We start from the raw sequence: 19,747 nt of genomic DNA, 5'->3' as shown, positions 1-19,747 counted from the left end.
CGGGCTTGGGGGGACTTATGTGGTCGGCGGTCGTGGGTTGGTGGTATGTCCGACGACTGGGATCCGGCGACGAAGGCACTGCACGTAGGACAGGAAGAACCCGACGCGGCCACCGGCGCGCGCGCGCCGCCGATCTATCAGACGACGAGCTACGTCTTCGAGGACGCCGACGACGCCGCCCAGCAGTTCGCTCTGGAAAAACCCGGCCACATCTACTCGCGGCTGATGAACCCGACGAACGCGATGCTCGAAGAGCGCATCGCCGCCCTGGAGAACGGCGCCGCCGCCATCGCCACGTCCTCCGGGATGGCCGCGCTGAACCTCGCGACCTTCATGCTCGCCGACGTGGGCGACAACGTCGTCACCGCCTCCTCGCTGTACGGCGGGACCTACACCTACTACACCCACACCGCGCCGCGGATGGGCGTCGAGGCGCGGTTCGTCGACACGCTCGACTACGAGGCTTACGAGGAGGCCATCGACGACGACACCGCCTACGTCCACTTCGAGACGATCGGCAACCCCGCGCTGGTGACGCCCGACATCGAGCGCATCGCCGACATCGCCCACGACCACGGCGTCCCGCTGTTCGTCGACAACACGTTCGCGACGCCGCATCTCTGCCAGCCCCTCGACCACGGCGCCGACCTCGTCTGGAACTCCACCACCAAGTGGATCCACGGCCACGGCACGACCGTCGGCGGCGTCCTCGTCGACGGCGGCTCCTTCCCCTGGGACGAGCACGCCGACTCGTTCCCGGAGATCGCCGAGCCGAACCCCGCGTATCACGGCGTCAACTTCCGCGAGCGCTTCGGCGACGCCGCCTTCACGTACGCGTCGGTCGCCCGCGGGCTGCGCGACCTGGGCTGCCAGCAGTCGCCGTTCGACTCCTGGACGACGATGCAGGGGCTCGAATCCCTCCCGATGCGGATGGACCGCCACTGCGAGAACGCGATGGCCGTCGCCGAACATCTGGCCGACCACCCCGAGGTCTCCTGGGTCACCTACCCCGGCCTCGACGACCACGAGACCCACGACGAGGCGGGCGAGTATCTAGAGGGCGGCTACGGCGGCATGATCACCTTCGGCCTCGCGGAGGGGTACGACGCCGCACGCACCACGGTGGAGTCGACGGAGATCGCCTCCCTGCTCGCGAACGTCGGCGACGCGAAGACGCTGCTCATCCACCCCGCCTCGACCACCCACCAGCAGCTGTCCGACGAGGAGAAACAGGCCGCCGGCGTCACCGACGACATGGTTCGCCTCTCCGTGGGCCTCGAATCCGTCGACGACATCGTCGCCGACCTCGACCAGGCTATCGACACCGCGACGGAGTAGCTGCCGTCTTCCGACCTCGCCTCCGGCCCGAAACCAAACGAGTTTGGTCCCCAAGGCGGCAAACCGTCACCTATTATTAAATGATCGTCCGTCAAAATCACGGCCGGAGGTCGCGAACATGTCAACGCAACGGCGGACGCTGGACGCGGAGCTGTTCGGGCGGGAGACGAACTTCGAGTACTCGGAGGACTGGATCGGCTACGCCCTGCTGGGGCTGCGGGTGGTCATCGCCTGGATCTTCCTGCAGGCGGGCCTGGACAAGCTGCTGGCCGGCGACTGGACGGCCGCGGGCTATCTGGAGAACGCCATCCCGGCGGGCAACCCCTTCGGCTTCTGGGACGCGCTGGCGGCCGCGCCGCTGGTCGACCCGCTGGTGATCTGGGGGCAGATCCTCATCGGTCTGGCCCTGCTGGCGGGCGTCGCGGTCCGGTTCGCCGCCCTCTGTGGGGCGCTCCAGATGATCCTCTTCTGGATGTCCCACCTCTCGGGCGGCGTGATGGCCGGGTTCCCCATCGAGCACGGCTGGGTCGTCTCCAGCCACGTCGTCTACGCCCTGCTGTTGTTCGGCCTCGGCGCCATCGGCGCCGGCCGGATCCTCGGCGTCGACGCCTACCTGGAGCAGACGGGTATCGTCCGGTCGTACCCCCGAGTCCGGTATTTCCTCGGCTGACCGGCAGGCCGCTCCGCTCCGTCACCAGTCGAAAGTTATTTAAATTACATGTTTTTGATACGAACTATGTCAACGCGACGTTCGGTGGCGAGGGCGCGGCCGCTCGGGGTGACGATCATCTGCGTGCTCGGCGGGTTCGGTGCGCTGTTCGGTCTGCTCGGGAGTCTCGTCGTTTTGGGGACGAATCCGCTCCTGGGCGTCGTCGTGATGGCGCTGTCGGCGGGCCAGCTCGCCGCGATGGTCGGCCTCTGGGGGCTCCACACCTGGGGCTGGTACCTCGCGGTCGCGTTCTACGGGATCGGTGGCCTGCTCGATATCGTCACGGTCAGCCCGATCGGGTTCGCGATCTCCGCGATCGTCGTGCTGTACCTGTTCGCCAAGCGGCCGCTGTTCCACTGAGGAACGGTCGGCCGACGACGACTCCGGAGAAGTGAGAGCGCGCTCTCAGTCCAGCACGTCTTCGCCCTCGAGGACTTCCTGCAACTCGGCCATCGTCTCGACGATGGTGTCGCAGGCCGGTGCGACGGCCGGTTTCGGGTCGAAGCCGACGGCAAGCCCCGCGACCTGCAGCATCGGGAGGTCGTTGGCGCCGTCGCCGACTGCGATGGTGTCGGTGCGGTCGGCGCCGACCACGGCGGTCAGCACCTCCAGCGCGTCGTCTTTCGTCCCCTCGATGAGCGGCCCCTCGACGGTGCCCGTCAGTTTCCCGTCCGCGACCGGGAGCCGATTCGCGACGATGGCGTCGACCTCGACGCCCTCCTTTTCGAGTGCAGCGGCGACGCCGCGCTCGAACCCGCCGGTGAGGATGGCGACGTAGACGCCGGCCTCCCGCAGCGCCGCGATCACGTCGGCGGCGCCCGGCCGGAGCTCCACCTGGTCGAAGGCTGCCCGTGCCTCCTCGTCGGGCAGGTCCTCCAGCAGCGCGCAGCGCTGGCGGAGGCTCTCGGCGTACTCGATCTCGTCGTTCATCGCCCGCTCGGTGATCGAAGCCATGTCGTCGGCCGTCCCGTTGCGGTCGCCCAGCAGGACGGTCATCTCCGAGTCCGAGAGCGTGCCGTCGAAGTCGAACGCGACTACGGTCATTGCTCGCCCTTTGACCACCGGGGGTCTCAAAGCCCCCGGTTTCGGGTGGAACCGCGACCGTCCGGGCAATGGCACGTCTGCTCGGGCCCGAGCACCCGGTCACGGCCGCGGCGGGTCGCCGTCGTACCCCTCGACATCCTGGTGAGACCACCTTTTTCGGCCTCGGGTATCCTCGGGCCTTCGGCCCTGCGGGTACCGCTCGGCGAAAAACGTGGGTGAAAAAGCCGCGCCTCGTCCCTCGGCGCGGTGAACCGCTCGCTCCGCTCGCGGATGCTCACGGCCGCGGCGGGTCGCCGTCGTACCCCTCGACATCCTGGTAGAAGTTCAACAGTGCGAACTTCAGCTTCCCGGGGTCGATGTCGACCATCTCGCGACGCTCCTCCGGCGGGAAGGTGCCGCGGACGGAGTAATCGGTCATCTCCACCTCCGAGCGCTCGGTGTAGCGCCTGTCGAGCAAGATCCGGGCGCCGAAGTCCTCGGGCGAGCGGACGACGCGACCGAGCGCCTGTCGGGTCTTCCTGACGGTCGGGATCTCGACGGCGTAGCGCCAGCCCGCGCCCTCGTCGTCGTCCCGTCCGCCGCTCGACCCCGAGCCGCCGCGGCCCGCGGCCCCGTCATCGTCACCGAATTCGGCGTCGTAGGCCTCTTGAACGGCGTCCATGCGGTCGTCGAGGTGCGGGTACGGGACGCCGACCACGGCCACCGTCCGGGCGTCGTCGCCGTCGAAGCTCACTCCCTCGGCGAGGGTGCCCCACAGCGAGGTAAAGAGCATCGCGCCGTCGTCGTCGGTGAACCGCTCGCGCAGCTCCTTCGCGGAGGTTCCGGGGCGGTCGAGGTACGTCGCGCCGCCGGTGTCGACCCGCTGGTGGTAGCGTTCGGCCTCGGCGTAACTCGGGAAGAAGGCGAGCGTATTCCCGGGCGTGAACCGCGCGGCGTCCTCCAGCGCGCCGGCGACCGTCGACTGGACCTGCATGTCGTCTCGCTTGCTGGCGAAGAGCGCGGGCCCATCGACGGCGTAGGTCCGCCGGCGCTCCTCGGGGAACTGGGGCCCGTAGGCCAGGGTCTCGGGATCGGCCAGGCCGAGCACGTCCTCGGTCACGTCGAAGGGGCGCAGCGTCGCGCTCATCAGCACGCCCGCGTGCAGGTCACCGAACAGGTCGGCGGTCACCGAACTCGGGATACAGGTGTACAGCTCCGCACGGCCGTAGATCTCGCCGGCCTCCCGTGGGCCCCCCTCCTCGGCCCGCCTGACGCTCACGACGGGGTACTGTCCCTCGACGGCGGACTCGTCGAGCCACGCCTCGACGAACGTGGCCGCCTGCAGCGTCTGGCACTCCTGGCGCGTCGTCGTCTCCCCGTTCTTGTAGGCTTCCTCGTAGGACTGGTCGAGTTCGCGGGCCAGGTCCAGGGTCCGGTCGAGTTCCTCGCGGAACCCTGGCCCCGAGTAGTTCTGCAGGAAGGCCAGCGTCAGGTCGTCGCGGGCGTCGTCGTTGTCGATCGACAGGTCGTACCAGTCCTCGTCGACCCCCTCGCGTTCGCCGAAGTCGAAGGCCTCGTCGTAAGCCTCGACCAGCGCCCGTCGGAACGTGTCGAGGACGTTCAGCGCCCCCTCGGCGCGGGGGTCCTCGGCGGTCTCTAACTCCTCGACGGCCTGGTCGAGTGTCGTCTCGGTGAGCGTGCGGCGGGCGTGGTCGCGGGCGGCGTCCTCGACGTTGTGGGCCTCGTCGAAGACGGCGATCACGTCTTCGGGGTCCCGCCCCAGCCACCGGAAGAACTGCTCGCGGATCATCGAGTCGAGCAGGTGGTGGTAGTTGCAAACCACCAGATCGACGCCCTCCATGCCCTCCTTGAGCAGTTCGTAGCCGCACATGCCCTCCCGTTCGGCGTAGCCGTACACGTCTTCCGGCGTCCGCACGTCGTCGTAGAGCCAGCCGTAGAAGGCGTCGGTGTCCGCGGTCAGGTTCCGGTAGTAGTGGTCGCAGACGTTGCGCTCCTCGCGCAGTTGCTCGATCTCCGCCTCGACGGATTCGAGTTCGTCCATCACCGCGCCGCGGGCGTCCGCGGCCTCGGCGCTCCCGTCGCGGCTCTCCTCCAGGAGGGCGCGCTGCTGGTCCTCCAGTTCCTGCATGTTCTCCTCGGCGTCGACGAGTTCCCGCGTCGTATCGCGCAGCGCCTGGCACTCCTCGTAGCCCACGTCGATGTGGCACATCGAGGCCTTCCCCTGGAAGACGACGGCGCGGATGGGCTCCTGGTCGGTGATCGCCGCGGCCTCGCGGACGAACTGGCGCATCTGCTGGTGGACGTTCGTCGTGATCACCACGGTCTTGTTCGTCTCGCGAGCGTACTCCAGGGCGGGCGCGAGCGCGGAGAGGGTCTTGCCCGTCCCCGTCGCCCCCTCGAAGAGGACGTTTCGCTTCTCGTCGAGCGCGTCGTAGATGGTCCCCATCGCCTCCGTCTGGTGGTCGTAGGGCTCCTCGTAGGGGAAAAATCGTAGGTAGTCCGGGTCCGACGCGCTCGCCACTGTGTGTCTCTGTTCGCCCGCCCGCGTAAAAGCCCTAGCCCAACCGGGGCGGAAGTGGTCCGTCGCTCAGATCTCCGGTTCGAGGTAGACGGTGCGGACGCTCTTGTTGGTGGCTTTCATCTCGTCTTCGATCTCGGTGATGATCGCGTCGAGATCGCCGCCCTGGAAGCCGGGTGCGAACTCCACGTCCGTGGAGACGACGATGCGCTCGGGGCCGAAGTAGACGGTGCGGAAGTCGACGATGCGCTCGACCTCCGCGCGGTCCTCGACGACCGCGCGCAGTTTCCGCTCCTCGTCGGCGGGGAGGCTCTCGCCGAGGATGAGCCGCTTGTTCTCCCAGGCGAGCGCGACGGCGAAGCCCATCAGCATGATCCCGATGAGCAAGGCGGCGATGGCGTCGTAGATCGGGTCGCCGGTCTGCTGTTCGAGGAAGACGCCGGCCAGCGCCAGGCCGAGGCCGAGGAGCGCGATGGTGTCCTCGGTCAGCGCCGTGAGGGTGGTCACGTCGCTGGTCTTGCGGAACGCCTCGCGCATGCCCGACCAGTCGTTGTCCTCGATCTGGGTCTTCATGCCCGCGTAGGCCTTCTTGAACGCCCAGCTCTCGAAGGCGATGCCCAGCAGGAGCACCGTGTAGTTGACGAGGATCGGGTCGAACCCCGGCGGCTGGAAGGAGAGCCAGAGGAATTCGACGGCCTCGCCGCCACCGTGGCCGCCGCCGTGGCCCATCAGCGCGTTGAAGCCGTGTTTCGCGGACTCCCAGCCGGCGATGCCGAACAGGAAGACGGAGACGAGAAAGGCGTAGAAGAACTGCGCCTTGCCGTAGCCGAAGGGGTGGCGCCGGTCGGCCTCGCGGCCGCCGTAGCGGAGGCCGATGAGGAGAAACACCTGGTTGCCCGTGTCGGAGATGGAGTGATAGGTCTCCGAGAGCATCGCGGCACTCCCGGTCAACAGGAACCCGACGAACTTCAGAATCGCGATGGCGCCGTTCGCGATCAGCGCCGCCATCACGACCGACTTGCTCTCTGCCATTGCCCGAGCCACTCCCCGACCCATCAAAATGCTTGGGTTTCCGCCAGTAACCACCGAGCCGGGGTCGCCGGCGGGACGAAGCCGAGGGAGTCTTCGGGAGCGGCCCCGAACCCGACGCCGTGATCACGGTCGTCTCGGACACCCACGGCACCGACGGACATCGACTCGAAGGCCGAACGCTGGCGGCGGTCCGCGAGGCCGAACTGGTGGTTCACGCCGGCGATTTCACTACCGAGGCAGTGCTCGACGCCTTCGAGGCGGAGGCCGGAGCCGAACACGGCGGCGGCGAGTTCGTCGCGGTGTACGGAAACAACGACGACCCGGGCGTCCGGGGGCGGCTGACGGCGGAGCGAACCGTCGAGTACGAGGGGCTCCGGATCGTCGTCGTGCACGGCCACGAACACGACGACACGTCGCTGTCGCTACTGGGGCGCCAGGAGCGGGCGGACGCGGTCGTGGTCGGGCACTCCCACGAACCAGGGCGGCGACGGATCGGGCCAGTCACGGTCCTGAATCCCGGGAGTCACGCCGACCCGCGCTGGTACCGTCCGGGCCACGTGGAGGTGCGACCGACCGGGGAGGGCCCGACCGGTCGGCTCGTGGCACCCGACGGGGAGGTCTTCGACGAGTTCGACCTCGCCGCCACGGGGCGGGAGTGACGGCGAGCCGACGCGGAGCGTGTCGAAGCGGGGCAGGCCGGGGCGGCGTGCATTCGTCCCTTCGGCGGGGACGGAAAAGTAGCCGGCGGAAACTCAAACGGTTGTTTCAGCGTCCGACGGCGGCCGCCGTCTCGACAGTCCGCCGCGAGAGCGGCTCCGACCGGGGGTTCCGGATGGCGCTCAGCCCCGGACGTACCAGACGGCGAAAGCGCCGACGAGCACGGCGGCGCCACCGAGGAAGAAGAAGGCGCCCGGGCCCAGCCCGTCGACGAGACCGGTAGAAGCGACCGCGCCACCGTCTGCGACCGGTGTCGGCGTGTGTGCGGCGGCCGCCGCACCCTCCCCGGTCGCGTCGGAGCCGGCGCCCAGCGAGGGGAGGGCGTCGCCACCCGAGAGCGCCGAGACGACGAGGCTGACGACGGCGAGCAGGCCGACGGCGCCGAGCAGCCGCGACAGGGCCGTCCTGATGCTGGTCGACTCCTGCTGGTCGCCGGCGAAGATGACCAGCGGCTGGTCGGCTGGGGCGTAGACGTCCATCTCGCGGCCCTTCTGTGAGTAGGCCGTGTCGACGACTTCGACGGCGCCGGCGTCCTGCAGGTTCTCCAGGTGGTACTGTGCGTTCTGTAACGAGGTATCGACGCGTTCGGCGAGCTCCGCGGGCGGTGCGGGGGACTCGTGGAGTTCGCCGAGGAGGCGACGGGCGGTCTCCGAGGAGAGGGCAGAGAGGAGGTCGTCGGCGTCGTCGCTCTCGACGCCGACTACCCGCGGCTCCGCGTCCTCGGCCGCGGTGGTGTCGGGTTTGGAGGGCAGCAGCGACATCTCACGTCGCGCTTTGGCCCCCGGCAGTATCAGTCTTGTCACCTGACAGGCGCGTTAGGCATCGCTCGCCGGAGTTCGCGGCGCGGCTGGCGCCCGTCGCTCGCTCGCTTCGGTGTGTCAGGTGGGTGTCCCCGGTGGGGCTGTCGCGGTGCCGAAACCTCTTTGACCGGTGGCGCGGTAAGCCGGCGTATGCAGATCGGTGATCTGGTCTCGGGGTTCTTCGAGGACCCCGTCCTCGTGGCCATCGTCGCGATCCTCCTCGGGTTCGTCTTCTTCGTCTACCTGTTCCTCCGCCGGACCGCGAAGGGATTCAAAGAGGGCATGAACCAGGGCCGCCAGTAGCGGCGCCGACCACCGGCCGTCGGCCCCGAATTCACTCGACCGCTCGTTCGACGCCCGACAGCGCCGCGTCGATATCGTCGTCGTCGACGTCCCAGTGCGTACAGAAGCGCACGCGATAGTCGCCGAAGGCGACGCAGCCGACCCCCTCGTGCTCGCAGGCGGCGACCACCTCCTCGGCGGGGTCGTCGGTCTCGGCGACGACGATGTTCGTCTCGGGCTCGGGCGCCGAGAGGCCGGAAACGGCGTCGAGACCCGCCGCGAGCCGGCGGGCGCGCTCGTGGTCCGCGCCGAGGCGGTCGCGGTTCTCCAGCGCCCGGAGGCCCGGTGCGGCGAGGATGCCGGCCTGGCGCATCCCGCCGCCCATGAGCTTGCGGTGGCGGCGAGCGCGTTCGACGAACGCCTCGCTCCCAGCCAGCACGGAGCCGACGGGCGCGCCCAGCCCCTTCGAGAGACAGACCGTCGCCGAGTCGACCTCGCGGGCGAGTCGCTCGGCCGGGACGTCCAGCGCGGCGGCGGCGTTGAACAGCCGCGCGCCGTCGAGGTGCACCGGTACGTCGCGCTCGTGGGCCACCTCGGCCGCGGCGTCGATGGCCTCGGGTGCGATCGCGGTACCGCCCTTGCTGTTGTGGGTGTTCTCCAGCGCGAGCAGCCCGGTACCGGCGCGGTGGCCGTCGGCTTCGACGTAGGCGCCGCGGACTTGCTCCGGGGAAACGACGCCGCGGTCGTCGCCGTCGACGGGGCGGGCCTGGACGCCCGAGTGCTGGGCGACGCCGCCGAGTTCCCACTTGTAGACGTGGCTCTCGCGTTCGAGGATCGTCTCCTGGCCGCGCTCGGTGTGCGTGCGGACGGCGACCTGGTTGCCCATCGTGCCCGAGGGGACCAGCAGGGCGTCCTCGAAGCCCAGCACGTCGGCGACCCGCGATTCGAGCTCGTTGACGGTCGGATCCTCCCCGTAGACGTCGTCGCCGACCTCGGCGTCGCGAGCGGCCTCGCGCATCGCCTGGTCGGGCTTCGTGACGGTGTCGCTGCGCAGGTCGATCACGGCACTCCGTTGGCGCTCGCGGTAGAAATATGTGGCTCGGTCGGCTCGCGACGCCGAGCGAGCGACACGCCGCGGAACCGCGCCGTGTCGCAGCGGACGACCGGCCTCAGTGCTCGGCGACCAGTTCCTCGGGCGTCCGTTCGCGCCCGTTGTAGTCGATGTGGACGGCCGCCGATCCGTCGGTCCGGGCGAAGTCGGTCACGTCGCCGGTGACCGCGTAGGTGTCGCCGTAGCCGGCGTTGCCGGTGAAGCCGCTGACGCTGACGGTGCCGTCGCCGTCGTCGACGACCTCGTCGTTGGCTCCGGCCGAGCGCTTCGGGCCGGCGTTGGTCACCTTCCGGACGGTGCCGTCGACGACGAACTCGTAAGCGACCTCGCCCTGTTCGGTCGCGACGACCGCGAGCAGGTCGGTCGCGGGCGCGGTGTCGGCGACGATCCGCCACTCGGCCTCGCGGAGGACGTACTCGCCGCTCCCGCCAGTCTGTGAGAAGTCGGTGATCGACCCGCCGACGGCGTAGACGTCGCTGTACCCCGGGTTTCCGGTCGAACCGGAGACGGTCGTCGTGTCGCCGCTCGTCGAGACGGCGTCGTTGCCGCCGGGCGAGGCGCCGCGACCGTCCGAGAGCGTCACGGCGCGGACCGGCCCGTCGACGGTGAACTCGTAGTCGACGGCGCCCTCGGTCGCGCCCATCACCTCGACGAGTCGCTCCCCGCAGGTGTCCTTCCCGAGCAGGTACTTCTCGGCGGCGGGGTTGCGGACGTAGTGGGTCACGTAGTCTATATCGTGGAAGATCTCGACGGCTTCGACGACCTTGCCGGCGTGTTCGCCCGTGCCGCGGTAGACGCCGGTGATGCCGTCGGGCGACTGCGGGCCCTCGAGATGGACTTTCTCCTGGCTCGTTCCGTCGACGAAGTGCAGGTCGACCTGCGAGACCAGGGTCCCGGGGTAGCCGTCCATCTCCAGGAACTGCCCCGGCCGGACGGTCGCCCGCGAGTCGGTGAACGTGACCGACTTCTCGCCGGGGTCACAGTCTGTACCGTCGTCCGTCAGCGTCCACTCGTTGCCGTCGAAGTCCGCGAACGTCACCGACTCGATCACGCGCCCGGGCGCACCGAAGGCTCCGGGCGCCCCGTCCCCGACGTCGACGAAACTCCCGTCTCCGAACACCGCCCGCGCGCTGCGGGCGCTCCCCCAGTCGTCGACGCTGACGGTCGAACACTCGATCGTCGCCGTCGGTTCGGTCGTTCCGTCCGTTGCGCCCGCCGTCGGCCCAGTTGTAACCGCCGACAGCGCCCCCAGTGCGCTCGACGCGAGGAAGGTTCGCCTCGTGTTCCGCAGTGGTCGCTCGGACATAGCTCGCTCCCCGGTAGGGGGAACCCCGTATTTCGTTATACTCCTTCAACTCCCGGTAAGCGCGGGTTATCGCCCCCTGCCCTCCCGTGATCGCCGCCGACGCACGACCCGCGATCTCTGTATGTCAGTCGGTACCTCGTCACAATACAACACTTTACACACCCAGTCGATCGTCGAGTGTGACGACACTACCCGACCACTACGAGATCGTTCGCGAACGAAACGGCTACGGGTCGGCCGACGGCGCCGTCGGCCCGGTCCCGGCCGCCGAGCGTCGGCGGTTCGTCGCCGTCGACGACGAGGGCGTGTTCGACCGGGCCGACCGGCGCCGGACGCTGGTCGCGACCGGCGTCGGGATGACCGGTCCGCCCCATCTGGGGACCGTCGGCCAGTTCCTGACCGCCGTCGCGCTGCAGGAGGCGGGGCTGGACGTGCAGTTCGTCCTCGCCGATCTGGAGCCGTACCACGGCGGCGCGCCGCTGGACCGGGTTCGACGGCTGGCCGAGCGCTACCGCACGTTCGCGCTCGATCTGGGGTTCGACCCCGACCGCGGCCGGCTCCGCACGCAGGAGGGGGCCCGCGAGGTGATGCACACCGCGCAGCTGCTGGCGCCGTACTACGACCCCGACCGGTGGACGGAGGACGCCGGCGACGACTCCGGAGACACGGACCCGCCGCCGACCGAGTGGGAGCGCGCCGTCCGCGAAGCGTACGAGGCCGGCGAGGACGACCGCCGATCGGGGACCGCCGCGGTCGCCCGCCCTGGGCCGAGTTCCGAGGCTGCCGATATCCACAGCGCCGTCCTCCACGGCGCCGACTTCCTCCACCCGCTGTACGCCGGCGACTACGAGCGGCTGGTCCTCCAGTTCGGAGTCGACGAGCACCACCTCGTCGGGATGGCGCGGCGGTTCCGCGACGCCGCCGCCGTCGAGGGGGGCGTGGCGGGGCTGTACACCCGGATGATCCCGGGGTTCGACGGGACGCCGAAGATGGCCAAGTCGATCCCCGGTGCCGGGGTCTCGCTCGCGACGTCCGCCGACGAGATCCGCGAGCGGATCGCCGGCGACCCGGGGGGCGACCCCGCCCGCTCGCCGGTCTTTCAGGCGATGTGTCTGGCCTCGCGCTACGACGCCGAGCGACTGGGCCGACTGGAGCGGGCGTGCGAAGCGGGCGACGAGACGTGGGACCGAGCGCGGAGCGAGTACGCCGAGTTCGTCGTCGGTCTGGCGGAGCGCTGGCGGGCGACCGAGGAGTGACCGGGTGTCGTCGACCGACGGAGGCGTCGTCCGACTCGACGACGAAACCGGTTTCACGCCGCCGCCCGACCACTCGGCCATGGACGCGCGCGTTCGCGAACACGCCGAGATCATCTGTGACCACTCCGTCGACCTGGGGGAGGGCGATCAGGTCGTCGTCGACGCCCACCCGGAGGCCGAGGATCTGGTGGCCGCGCTGCACGAGATAATCGCCGACCGGGGCGCTCACCCCCTCGTGATCCAGGACCGCATGGGCAAGCGCTTCCGCCGGGCGTTCCTGCGCAACCACGACGGCGACTTCGAGCTGCCGGACCACCAGATGGCGCTGTACGAGGAGATGGACGTGTACATCGTGATCCGCGGCAGCGACAACGTCACCCAGACCAGCGACGTCGATCCGGAGGTCTCGACCGCCTACGAGGCCGCCGTCCAGCCGCTGCTGGCCGAACGCCTGTCGAAGCGCTGGTGTCTCACCCAGTACCCCGCGCCCGCCAACGCCCAGCTCGCCCAGCAGAGCACGGAGGGCTTCGAGAACTTCGTCTGGGACGCCATCGTCCGCGACTGGGACGAACAGCGCGAGTTCCAGGCCCAGATGGTCGAGATCATGGACGACGCCGAGGCGGTCCGTATCGTCTCCGGCGATTCGACGGACGTGACGATGAGCGTCGCCGGCAACCCTACGCTCAACGACTACGGCGAGCGCAACCTTCCCGGCGGCGAAGTGTTCACCGCACCCGTCCCCGACTCCGTCGAGGGCGAGGTCTACTTCGACAAACCGCTCTACCACCAGGGCCGAGAGGTGACGGACGTGTACTGCAAGTTCGAGGGCGGCGAGGTCGTCGAGCACGCCGCCGGGAAGAACGAGGACGTGCTGACGAACGTGCTGGAGACCGACGAGGGCTCGAACCGCCTCGGGGAGCTGGGTATCGGGATGAACCGTGCCATCGACGAGTTCACCTACAACATGCTGTTCGACGAGAAGATGGGCGATACGGTCCACATGGCGGTCGGCCGGGCCTACGACGACACCGTCGGCGAGGGCAACGAGCAGAACGACTCTGCCGTCCACGTCGACATGATCGTCGACATGAGCGAGGATTCGTTCATCGAAGTCGACGGCGAGCGCGTGCAGGAGGACGGGACGTTCGTGTTCGAGGAGTAGCGAGGCGCGAGCGAAGTGAGCGCCTCGTACCGACGCGGCGACCGCAGGGAGCCGCGGAGGAGGGCTTCGAGGAATGACCCGGAGCGTCTCGCATTCCGGATTTTTCATCCCACCAGCGCGCCGAACACCGCTCGCTCGACCTTCTGGAGGTGTTCACCGGCGGTGGCGGGCGAGCAGCCGGCGGCCGCGGCCACGTCCTCGTGGGTCGCCTCGCGCGGGGCCTCGTAGTAGCCCACGTCGACCGCCGCCTCCAGGACTTCGCGCTGGCGGCTCGTCAGCGCGTCGAGCAGGCGGCCGCCCTCGGGGTGGTACTCGCCGGTCTTCTCGACGGTGATGTCGTAGCCCGGCGGCTCGTCGAACTCGGCGGCGCTGGCGAAGGCGGCCTCGGTACCGATCAGCGTCACCCGCTGGCCGCCCCGCTCGGTGAGTTCGATGGGCATATCGCGGACGAGTTCGAGGTCGCGACCGCGCGCGAGCATGTACTCGACGAGATCGTTCGTCTCGATGCGGGAGTAAGCCCACCCGTGGCCCTCGTCGTCGACGACGACGGTGAACTCGCGGACCTCGGGCGTGTCGGTCATGATCTCGCGATAGCGGTCGACGTCGCCCGACAGCTCCGTCAGCAGCGTCACGGTCCCGTCACCCAGGTCGTTCATCCGGTGGATCGCCTCGCCGGTCACGTCGGGGTCGCGGGCGATGCGCTCGCCGACGGGGTGGAAGCCCTGCCCCTCGGTCGGACTCACCAGCAGCGTCACGTACCGCATGGACGGACGTACGGCCGGCTCGTCAAAGGGTCGTCGGTTACCGAATTCGGGGGTGCAGACAGTTCGAGAACGGGCGCTGTCTGGGAGCGGACGGCGGTTACATCCCGACCCCGTCGCGGCTCTGTCTGCGGCTGACGATGACGAACGCGAGCGTGAGAAGCGTCAGTGAGGTTGCAGTTACGGTCGCGACCCAGAAGCCGAACAGCTCTGCGGCGAAAATCAGGTACGGCAGGGCGAATAGCGCGATGACGAGGTTCTGTCGGCGCTCGATACCGCGGAGCCGCGCCTGGAGGGCGTCGTCGTCCATACGGCACCGATACGACAGCGAACCATCAAAATTCCATCGGCCGTCGCGGCGCGGGTCGCCGCGGCCCGACGTACTTTGTCGCTCCCGTCCGAGATCGGCCCATGGAGGAACTCACCGAGGGCGTCTACGCGTTCACGGAGACGATCGAGACCGACGAGGGCGAGCGGGCGTTCCACCCGGCGGCCGTCGAGACCGAGCGCGGCCTGCTGTTGCTGGACGTGGGCCTTCCGGGACAGGCCGAGGCCCTGGGCGCGGAGATCGAGGCGGCCGGCTTCGAGTGGGCGGACGTGTGGGCGGTGCTGATAACGCATCAGGACGCCGACCACGCGGGCGCGCTCGCGACCGTGCGAGAGGAGACCGACGCCGTCGTGTTCGCCCACGAGGCCTGCGCGCCGTACGTCGACGGTCGCGAGGAGCCGATCAAGGGCGACGGCGACCGGTACCCGCCGGTCCCGGTGGACGTGGAACTCGTGGGCGAGGAGTGCTTCCGAACGGCCGCCGGACCGATGCGAGTGGTCTACACGCCCGGCCACGCGCCGGGACACGTCTCGCTGTACCTGCCCGAGGAGCGACTCCTGCTGGCCGCCGACGCCTTGACGGCCGCCGACGGGGAACTGCAGGGGCCAAGCGAACACTTCACGCTGGACGTGGCCGAGGCCGGCCAGTCGGTCGCTCGTCTCGCGAGCCTCGCCGTCGACGGCGTCCTCTGCTATCACGGCGGGTTCGCCCCGGCCGACGACGACCGCATCACCACGATCGGTGAGTCTATCGAGAGCTAACCTGCGCCACGCGCCCGCTCGTCCCCGTCCGCTCGAACCCGCCGGTCCGCACCGCTTACTCGCTTCCCCACACCAACTCCCTCGGCAGTCTTTCCGACGCCCGACTCGCCGTCGTTCGCACGTCTGACGGGCGTCTGACACCGGGTTTTCAATGCATGAGAATGGTTCCGACAGGTATATAGGTGGTTGCTACATGTTGTCATGCATGGCGCCGGATATGGTCGCTGAAGCCGAGGTGGAAACGAACGCCGAAGTCATGGCCTCCGTCGAGGATGGATCCACCGAGACGCTCGTAATCGCCGATATCAGCTGCGACGACGCCTATCTTACAGCGCCGCTCGCCGACGCCGCCACCCTCCCGGAGTGGCGGTGACGGCCGTCCTCGTCTGATCCGCTTCCGACGCAGAACGCCGCGTCGCGCCACTACTCGTTCGACCGATTCTCATCGTCCGTGACTGCCGTCGCTCGCCCCGTTCCCGTACCGCGAGGGGTCGTTCCGGCCGCTCGCGATTGTGTCGACACTGTCGATAGTGTCCTCGACCGCGTCCGGAGAAAACAAGGGTTATACCCTGGCGAGCGGATCCCACCCGCATGAAGGTACTCGTCACGGACCCGATCGCCGACGCGGGTCTGGACCGGCTGCGCGAGGCGGGCCACGAAGTCGAGACAGCCTACGACGTAGAGGGCGACGCGCTCCTGAACGCCGTCGCCGAGGCCGACGGGATGGTCGTCCGCTCGGGGACGGAGGTCACCGCCGAGGTGTTCGCCGCCGCACCGGACCTCCAGATCGTCGGCCGCGCCGGCATCGGCGTCGACAACATCGATATCGAGGCCGCCACCGACCACGGCGTCATCGTCGCCAACGCCCCGCAGGGCAACGTCCGCGCTGCCGCCGAACACTCCGTCGCCATGGCCTTCGCGACCGCCCGTTCCATCCCGCAGGCTCACAACCGCCTCCGGGACGGCGAGTGGGCCAAGGGCGACTTCCTCGGCACCGAACTCAACGAGAAGACGCTGGGCGTCGTCGGCTTCGGCCGCGTGGGTCAGGAGGTCGCGCGCCGCCTCGACGCGCTGGGCATGGATCTCGTCACCTACGACCCCTACATCAGCCAGGAGCGCGCCGAGCGCTTCGGCGCCGAGCTCGTCGACTCCCTCGACGAGTGTCTCTCCCGTGCCGACTTCATCACCATCCACACGCCGCTGACCGACGAGACCGAGAACATGATCGGCGAGGAGCAGCTCGCCCAGCTCGAGGGCGGCTACGTCGTCAACTGCGCCCGCGGGGGCATCGTCGACGAGCCGGCCCTCGCCGAGGCCGTCGAGGACGGCCTCCTCAAGGGCGCCGCCATCGACGTCTTCGCCGACGAGCCCCTCGACCCGGACAACCCGCTGCTGGAGATCGACGACGTCGTCGTCACGCCCCACCTGGGCGCCTCCACCGAGGCCGCACAGGAACACGTCGCCACCTCCACCGCGGACCAGATCGTCGCCGCGTTCAACGGCGAGCCGGTTCTCAACGCGCTGAACGCTCCGTCGATGGACGAGAGCGCGTTCCCCGCCGTCGAGCCGTACCTCGAACTCGCCGACACCGCCGGGACCATCGCCGTCCAGCTGTTCGACGGCGGCGTCTCCGACGTGGAGGTCACCTACGCCGGCGACATCGCCGACCAGGACACCGAGATCGTGACGGCGACGGCGCTCAAGGGCGTCTTCGAGGACGTCGTCGAGACGCAGGTCAACGCCGTCAACGCCGAGCGCATCGCCGAGGAGCGGGGCATCGACGTGACCGAGTCGAAGACCAGCTCCGCCGAGGACTTCCAGAGCCTCATCACCGTCACCGTCTCCGACGGCGAGGAGTCCATCAGCGTCTCCGGGACGCAGTTCGCCGGCGACGACGCCCGCATCGTCCGTATCGACGGCTACCGCGTCGACGCCGTCCCGCACGGCCACATGCTCGTCGCCCGCAACGAGGACGTGCCCGGCGTCATCGGCTTCATCGGCACGGTGCTGGGCGAGTCCGACGTGAACATCGCCGGCATGTTCAACGGTCGCGAGACCATCGGCGGCGAGGCCCTCACGGTGTACAACCTCGACGACCCCGTCCCCGACGACACCGTCGCGCAGCTGCTCGACGACCAGCGCGTCATCGACATCACGCAGATCTCCCTGAACGGGCAGTAACAGCGGCTACCGCGGCGCTTTCCGTCGGTTCTCGACGCGTTCGAAAACGAACCCTCCCCACGCGACGGCCGCGACTAGCTCAGCAGTCCGCGGAGCCGGGCGAGCGGGCCGGTCGAGCGGTCGCCGTCGCGCTCGGCGGTGCGGTCGTCTCCGGTCGTCCGGTCGTCTCCGGTGGTGCGGTCGGTGCCCGCGGAACGGCTGGCTTCGCTGTCGAACTCGTCTGCGACGAGTGGTTCGTCGCGGCAGGCGTCGCGTCCCTGGAGGACGCGTTCGTAGCGGTCGACGACGTGCTGGCGGTCGGCCTCGCTGGATTCGAGCCGCGATTCGAGCGTCGCGACTCTGGCTTCCAGCAGTGCGATCTTCGTCAGGTAGAGCGACTCGGCCGTGTAGTCTACCGTGAGATCGGTCCGGTCCGTCGCTCCGGCGTCGGTCGGGTCGACGGCGTCGGTCGTCGAGTGGCCGCACGACTCGCCCGCCGACTGGCGGTCGATGCATGGGTGGAGTTCCCCCTGTTCTGGTGGGTCGGCGTTCGCGGCCATGCCTCCGAACCGAGGTGTCGCTCGGGCAAAAAGACAGGGCAGACGGACACCCGACGCACGTCTGACGCTCCACCCGACCCGGCCGCTATCCTGCGACTTCTCGTCGGAACCTCCGCATCGGTCCGGCCGCCCACCGACGTATCCCCTCCACGCCTGCACGAAACTCCCGAACCGAGGAACGCCCGGAGCACGGAGTAGCGGCTTCAAACCAGCTCTTCGACGTCGACGCCCCAGCGCTTGTCGTCGTACTCGAGGTGGCGGTCGCTACCGAGTTCGCGCTCGATACGCCGGCGCAGTTGCTCGTTGGCCTGGCGGTCGATGTGGGCGAGTTCGTCGGCCTTGGCGACGGCGAGCGGCGGTCCCTGCTCGCCGGCCACGTCGTGGAGCACCTGCAGGCGCAGCGCCTCGCGGGTGTCCTCGTCGGCGGTAAACGCGTAGGGCGCCTCGACGCGGTAACAGAGGTCGTCACGCGGGTCGTACAGCACGAAGAAGCTGACCTCGTAGGCCGACGGGTCGAGGCGTCGGTCGATGCCGAGCGCGTCGCCGTCGGCGGCCATCACGCGGTCGGTGCCGACCCGCGAGCGGAACCACCCAGTCGCGGTGAGCGCGTCGGTCCGCAGGTCGCCGCTGCCGTCGCGCCGGGCGAGCACGCGCTGGAAGAAGGCGTTGTCGTTGGCCCACGGGGCGTTGGCCTTCTCGCGGACGACCCGCGTGATCGCCTTGGCGGTGCTGTTCTTGATGAACCCGACGAGCGGTACGTCCCGGTCGACGAAGGTCTCGACGAGTCGGACGTAGTTCTCGACCACGTCGCGCGGTCGCTCGTCTTCGAGGAGCAAGTCGGCCAGCTCCGTGTCACGCTCGCCCCACTTGAGGAGGCCAGTCGGGTAGAGCGGCCCGTCGAGGATCAACAGATCGTCGACGATCTCGGCCTGCTCGCGGGCGTGCTCGCTCTCGGCGAGGTAGAGGGCCAGGGCGTGGACGACGTTCTGTTCGTATCGGTCGACGCTGGGGGCGTGCAGGGCGCGCTCGCGGACGTACCCCTCGTCGTGCATCGTCCAGTCCTCCTGGCCGATCCGGTAGGTGTCGTCGTTGGAGTGGGCGGTCATCACGATGGTGCGCGCGCGGTGGAGGTCGAGATCGGAGGGGACGGCGGCCATCGCGGCCTGGGACACGTCGAGCACGAGCCCGTTCTTGAAGGTCGTGGGGTTGATCGTCCCCGAATCGAGCCCGTGCTGGGTGGGGAACGGGGCCTCGCGCAGCGCGGCGGCGTCGATCGGGACCTTCTCGCGGCACTGTTCGCCCAGCGGTTCGAGGACGGGGTCGCCGTCGCGGTAGAGCGGGTCGAGAAAGTCGGCCCACACCGTCTCGGCGGCCTCGGCGTGGTCGTCCTCGTCGACGCCCTCGCCGACGCGGCCGGCCAGACGGGCGATGCCGTCGACGTGGACGGGGTCCAGCGTCATTCGGTGGTCGGGTCCTCGGCGAGCATCTTCTCGATGGCCTCGGCGATCTCGTCGTAGGACTGCATCGACAGGCCGTCGGTGGTGATGAGGACGCCGGCCCGCTCGTGGGTCACCCGGAGGAGGAACCCGTTGGTAAAGGCCCGGATGGTGTAGCGGTACTCGCCGAGTTCCGAGGACTGGTAGGCGTTGCGCGTGTCGCGGAAGCCGCGCCACTCGTGGCCGACGAAGGTGTCCAGGTCGGCGTCGCGTTCGAGGTCCTCGCGGAGGTACAGCTGCTCGAAATCCGAGCGTGTGAAGTAGGTCACCGACCGGAGGCTGTCGCCGGTCGCGGTCCGGGCCGTCGTCACGATCTGGTCGGCGAGGTCGTCCGACAGCAGTTGCGCGTCCATAGGTGAACGACGGTCGGCCACTCACAATAAGGTTCCCCGAACCGGGTGATCCG

21 protein-coding genes are annotated in these 19,747 nt (G+C 69.2%); 10 read left to right on the top strand and 11 right to left on the bottom strand.

Translation table 11 applies throughout. From position 1 onward, the window contains the following. Nucleotides 1-45: 45 nt before the first annotated feature. The 3 genes from I7X12_RS09835 (at nt 46) to I7X12_RS09825 (ending at nt 2,407) form a co-directional block, all read left to right on the top strand. A complete protein-coding gene (locus tag I7X12_RS09835; RefSeq protein WP_198063637.1) occupies nt 46-1,338 on the top strand; it encodes an O-acetylhomoserine aminocarboxypropyltransferase/cysteine synthase family protein in 1,293 nt (430 codons plus the stop codon). A 118-nt stretch (nt 1,339-1,456) separates the two neighbouring features. Next, nucleotides 1,457-2,008 (top strand): DoxX family protein, encoded by a 552-nt coding sequence (locus I7X12_RS09830; RefSeq protein ID WP_198063636.1) that lies wholly within the window; start codon nt 1,457-1,459, stop codon nt 2,006-2,008. 66 nt (nt 2,009-2,074) lie between these two features. Next, a complete protein-coding gene (locus I7X12_RS09825) occupies nt 2,075-2,407 on the top strand; it encodes a hypothetical protein (protein WP_198063635.1) in 333 nt (110 codons plus the stop codon). A 45-nt stretch (nt 2,408-2,452) separates the two neighbouring features. Here I7X12_RS09825 and serB read toward each other — a convergent pair whose 3' ends face one another. The 3 genes from serB to I7X12_RS09810 all read right to left on the bottom strand — a co-directional run bounded on the left by serB (nt 2,453) and on the right by I7X12_RS09810 (nt 6,641). Continuing rightward, nucleotides 2,453-3,091, bottom strand: a complete 639-nt coding sequence (serB, locus tag I7X12_RS09820) for a phosphoserine phosphatase SerB (protein WP_198063634.1) — start codon at nt 3,089-3,091, stop codon at nt 2,453-2,455. Nucleotides 3,092-3,365: 274 nt separating this feature from the next. Next, the gene (locus I7X12_RS09815; RefSeq protein ID WP_198063842.1) at nt 3,366-5,537 is read right to left on the bottom strand and encodes an ATP-dependent DNA helicase; all 2,172 of its coding nucleotides are present in this window, start codon (nt 5,535-5,537) and stop codon (nt 3,366-3,368) included. A gap of 141 nt (nt 5,538-5,678) precedes the next feature. Further along, the gene (locus tag I7X12_RS09810) at nt 5,679-6,641 is read right to left on the bottom strand and encodes a cation diffusion facilitator family transporter (RefSeq protein ID WP_198063633.1); all 963 of its coding nucleotides are present in this window, start codon (nt 6,639-6,641) and stop codon (nt 5,679-5,681) included. A 119-nt stretch (nt 6,642-6,760) separates the two neighbouring features. Between I7X12_RS09810 and I7X12_RS09805 the strand changes: the two genes are divergently transcribed. Then, a complete protein-coding gene (locus I7X12_RS09805) occupies nt 6,761-7,300 on the top strand; it encodes a metallophosphoesterase (RefSeq protein WP_198063632.1) in 540 nt (179 codons plus the stop codon). A 180-nt stretch (nt 7,301-7,480) separates the two neighbouring features. On the opposite strand, the gene I7X12_RS09800 is transcribed toward I7X12_RS09805, so the two are convergent. Continuing rightward, complete coding sequence (locus I7X12_RS09800; protein ID WP_198063631.1) at nt 7,481-8,119, bottom strand: ArsR/SmtB family transcription factor; 639 nt, start codon at nt 8,117-8,119, stop codon at nt 7,481-7,483. A 189-nt stretch (nt 8,120-8,308) separates the two neighbouring features. On the opposite strand from I7X12_RS09800, the gene I7X12_RS09795 reads away from it, so the two are divergent. Further along, the gene (locus I7X12_RS09795; RefSeq protein ID WP_198063630.1) at nt 8,309-8,461 is read left to right on the top strand and encodes a DUF7859 family protein; all 153 of its coding nucleotides are present in this window, start codon (nt 8,309-8,311) and stop codon (nt 8,459-8,461) included. 31 nt (nt 8,462-8,492) lie between these two features. Here I7X12_RS09795 and I7X12_RS09790 read toward each other — a convergent pair whose 3' ends face one another. After that, nucleotides 8,493-9,503, bottom strand: coding sequence for a threonine aldolase family protein (locus tag I7X12_RS09790; RefSeq protein WP_198063629.1), 1,011 nt, complete (start codon nt 9,501-9,503; stop codon nt 8,493-8,495). Between the two features lie 106 nt (nt 9,504-9,609). After that, a complete protein-coding gene (locus tag I7X12_RS09785; RefSeq protein ID WP_198063628.1) occupies nt 9,610-10,857 on the bottom strand; it encodes a hypothetical protein in 1,248 nt (415 codons plus the stop codon). 179 nt (nt 10,858-11,036) lie between these two features. Between I7X12_RS09785 and I7X12_RS09780 the strand changes: the two genes are divergently transcribed. Both I7X12_RS09780 and I7X12_RS09775 read left to right on the top strand, forming a co-directional pair. Next, on the top strand, nt 11,037-12,113 hold the full coding sequence (locus I7X12_RS09780; RefSeq protein WP_198063627.1) for a nucleotidyl transferase family protein: 1,077 nt from the start codon (nt 11,037-11,039) through the stop codon (nt 12,111-12,113). A gap of 79 nt (nt 12,114-12,192) precedes the next feature. Beyond that, the gene (locus I7X12_RS09775; RefSeq protein ID WP_198063626.1) at nt 12,193-13,275 is read left to right on the top strand and encodes an aminopeptidase; all 1,083 of its coding nucleotides are present in this window, start codon (nt 12,193-12,195) and stop codon (nt 13,273-13,275) included. A gap of 104 nt (nt 13,276-13,379) precedes the next feature. Here I7X12_RS09775 and I7X12_RS09770 read toward each other — a convergent pair whose 3' ends face one another. Together I7X12_RS09770 and I7X12_RS09765 are read right to left on the bottom strand one after the other, a co-directional pair. Beyond that, nucleotides 13,380-14,039, bottom strand: a complete 660-nt coding sequence (locus tag I7X12_RS09770) for a helix-turn-helix domain-containing protein (protein ID WP_198063625.1) — start codon at nt 14,037-14,039, stop codon at nt 13,380-13,382. 97 nt (nt 14,040-14,136) lie between these two features. Next, nucleotides 14,137-14,346, bottom strand: coding sequence for a hypothetical protein (locus tag I7X12_RS09765; protein ID WP_198063624.1), 210 nt, complete (start codon nt 14,344-14,346; stop codon nt 14,137-14,139). Nucleotides 14,347-14,447: 101 nt separating this feature from the next. Between I7X12_RS09765 and I7X12_RS09760 the strand changes: the two genes are divergently transcribed. From I7X12_RS09760 to serA, 3 genes are all read left to right on the top strand, one after another. After that, on the top strand, nt 14,448-15,125 hold the full coding sequence (locus I7X12_RS09760) for an MBL fold metallo-hydrolase (RefSeq protein ID WP_198063623.1): 678 nt from the start codon (nt 14,448-14,450) through the stop codon (nt 15,123-15,125). A gap of 205 nt (nt 15,126-15,330) precedes the next feature. Then, nucleotides 15,331-15,498, top strand: coding sequence for a DUF7556 family protein (locus tag I7X12_RS09755; RefSeq protein WP_198063622.1), 168 nt, complete (start codon nt 15,331-15,333; stop codon nt 15,496-15,498). Between the two features lie 218 nt (nt 15,499-15,716). Next, nucleotides 15,717-17,306, top strand: a complete 1,590-nt coding sequence (gene serA / locus I7X12_RS09750; protein ID WP_198063621.1) for a phosphoglycerate dehydrogenase — start codon at nt 15,717-15,719, stop codon at nt 17,304-17,306. Between the two features lie 74 nt (nt 17,307-17,380). Here the strand turns inward: serA and I7X12_RS09745 are convergent, their stop codons facing one another. The 3 genes from I7X12_RS09745 to I7X12_RS09735 all read right to left on the bottom strand — a co-directional run bounded on the left by I7X12_RS09745 (nt 17,381) and on the right by I7X12_RS09735 (nt 19,694). Further along, nucleotides 17,381-17,845 (bottom strand): hypothetical protein, encoded by a 465-nt coding sequence (locus tag I7X12_RS09745; RefSeq protein ID WP_198063620.1) that lies wholly within the window; start codon nt 17,843-17,845, stop codon nt 17,381-17,383. Between the two features lie 203 nt (nt 17,846-18,048). Continuing rightward, nucleotides 18,049-19,305, bottom strand: coding sequence for a DNA double-strand break repair nuclease NurA (locus tag I7X12_RS09740; RefSeq protein ID WP_198063619.1), 1,257 nt, complete (start codon nt 19,303-19,305; stop codon nt 18,049-18,051). After that, nucleotides 19,302-19,694, bottom strand: a complete 393-nt coding sequence (locus tag I7X12_RS09735) for a DUF7522 family protein (protein WP_198063618.1) — start codon at nt 19,692-19,694, stop codon at nt 19,302-19,304. Before I7X12_RS09735 ends, I7X12_RS09740 begins: the two co-directional genes overlap by 4 nt. Nucleotides 19,695-19,747: the final 53 nt, after the last annotated feature.

It is taken from the genome of Halosimplex litoreum (assembly GCF_016065055.1).
Lineage (GTDB): Archaea > Halobacteriota > Halobacteria > Halobacteriales > Haloarculaceae > Halosimplex > Halosimplex litoreum.
This window is presented reverse-complemented; position numbering and strand designations above follow the sequence as displayed.

What these genes read in the sequence shown, in the direction of transcription:
- I7X12_RS09815 (WP_198063842.1), bottom strand. Translation starts at nt 5,537, where the DNA reads ATGGGGACCATCTACGACGCGCTCGACGAGAAGCGAAACGTCCTCTTC.
- I7X12_RS09835 (WP_198063637.1), top strand. Translation starts at nt 46, where the DNA reads ATGTCCGACGACTGGGATCCGGCGACGAAGGCACTGCACGTAGGACAG.
- serB (WP_198063634.1), bottom strand. Translation starts at nt 3,091, where the DNA reads ATGACCGTAGTCGCGTTCGACTTCGACGGCACGCTCTCGGACTCGGAG.
- I7X12_RS09755 (WP_198063622.1), top strand. Translation starts at nt 15,331, where the DNA reads ATGGCGCCGGATATGGTCGCTGAAGCCGAGGTGGAAACGAACGCCGAA.
- I7X12_RS09800 (WP_198063631.1), bottom strand. Translation starts at nt 8,119, where the DNA reads ATGTCGCTGCTGCCCTCCAAACCCGACACCACCGCGGCCGAGGACGCG.
- I7X12_RS09735 (WP_198063618.1), bottom strand. Translation starts at nt 19,694, where the DNA reads ATGGACGCGCAACTGCTGTCGGACGACCTCGCCGACCAGATCGTGACG.
- I7X12_RS09830 (WP_198063636.1), top strand. Translation starts at nt 1,457, where the DNA reads ATGTCAACGCAACGGCGGACGCTGGACGCGGAGCTGTTCGGGCGGGAG.
- I7X12_RS09740 (WP_198063619.1), bottom strand. Translation starts at nt 19,305, where the DNA reads ATGACGCTGGACCCCGTCCACGTCGACGGCATCGCCCGTCTGGCCGGC.
- I7X12_RS09760 (WP_198063623.1), top strand. Translation starts at nt 14,448, where the DNA reads ATGGAGGAACTCACCGAGGGCGTCTACGCGTTCACGGAGACGATCGAG.
- I7X12_RS09785 (WP_198063628.1), bottom strand. Translation starts at nt 10,857, where the DNA reads ATGTCCGAGCGACCACTGCGGAACACGAGGCGAACCTTCCTCGCGTCG.
- serA (WP_198063621.1), top strand. Translation starts at nt 15,717, where the DNA reads ATGAAGGTACTCGTCACGGACCCGATCGCCGACGCGGGTCTGGACCGG.
- I7X12_RS09810 (WP_198063633.1), bottom strand. Translation starts at nt 6,641, where the DNA reads ATGGCAGAGAGCAAGTCGGTCGTGATGGCGGCGCTGATCGCGAACGGC.
- I7X12_RS09775 (WP_198063626.1), top strand. Translation starts at nt 12,193, where the DNA reads ATGGACGCGCGCGTTCGCGAACACGCCGAGATCATCTGTGACCACTCC.
- I7X12_RS09745 (WP_198063620.1), bottom strand. Translation starts at nt 17,845, where the DNA reads ATGGCCGCGAACGCCGACCCACCAGAACAGGGGGAACTCCACCCATGC.
- I7X12_RS09795 (WP_198063630.1), top strand. Translation starts at nt 8,309, where the DNA reads ATGCAGATCGGTGATCTGGTCTCGGGGTTCTTCGAGGACCCCGTCCTC.
- I7X12_RS09765 (WP_198063624.1), bottom strand. Translation starts at nt 14,346, where the DNA reads ATGGACGACGACGCCCTCCAGGCGCGGCTCCGCGGTATCGAGCGCCGA.
- I7X12_RS09825 (WP_198063635.1), top strand. Translation starts at nt 2,075, where the DNA reads ATGTCAACGCGACGTTCGGTGGCGAGGGCGCGGCCGCTCGGGGTGACG.
- I7X12_RS09770 (WP_198063625.1), bottom strand. Translation starts at nt 14,039, where the DNA reads ATGCGGTACGTGACGCTGCTGGTGAGTCCGACCGAGGGGCAGGGCTTC.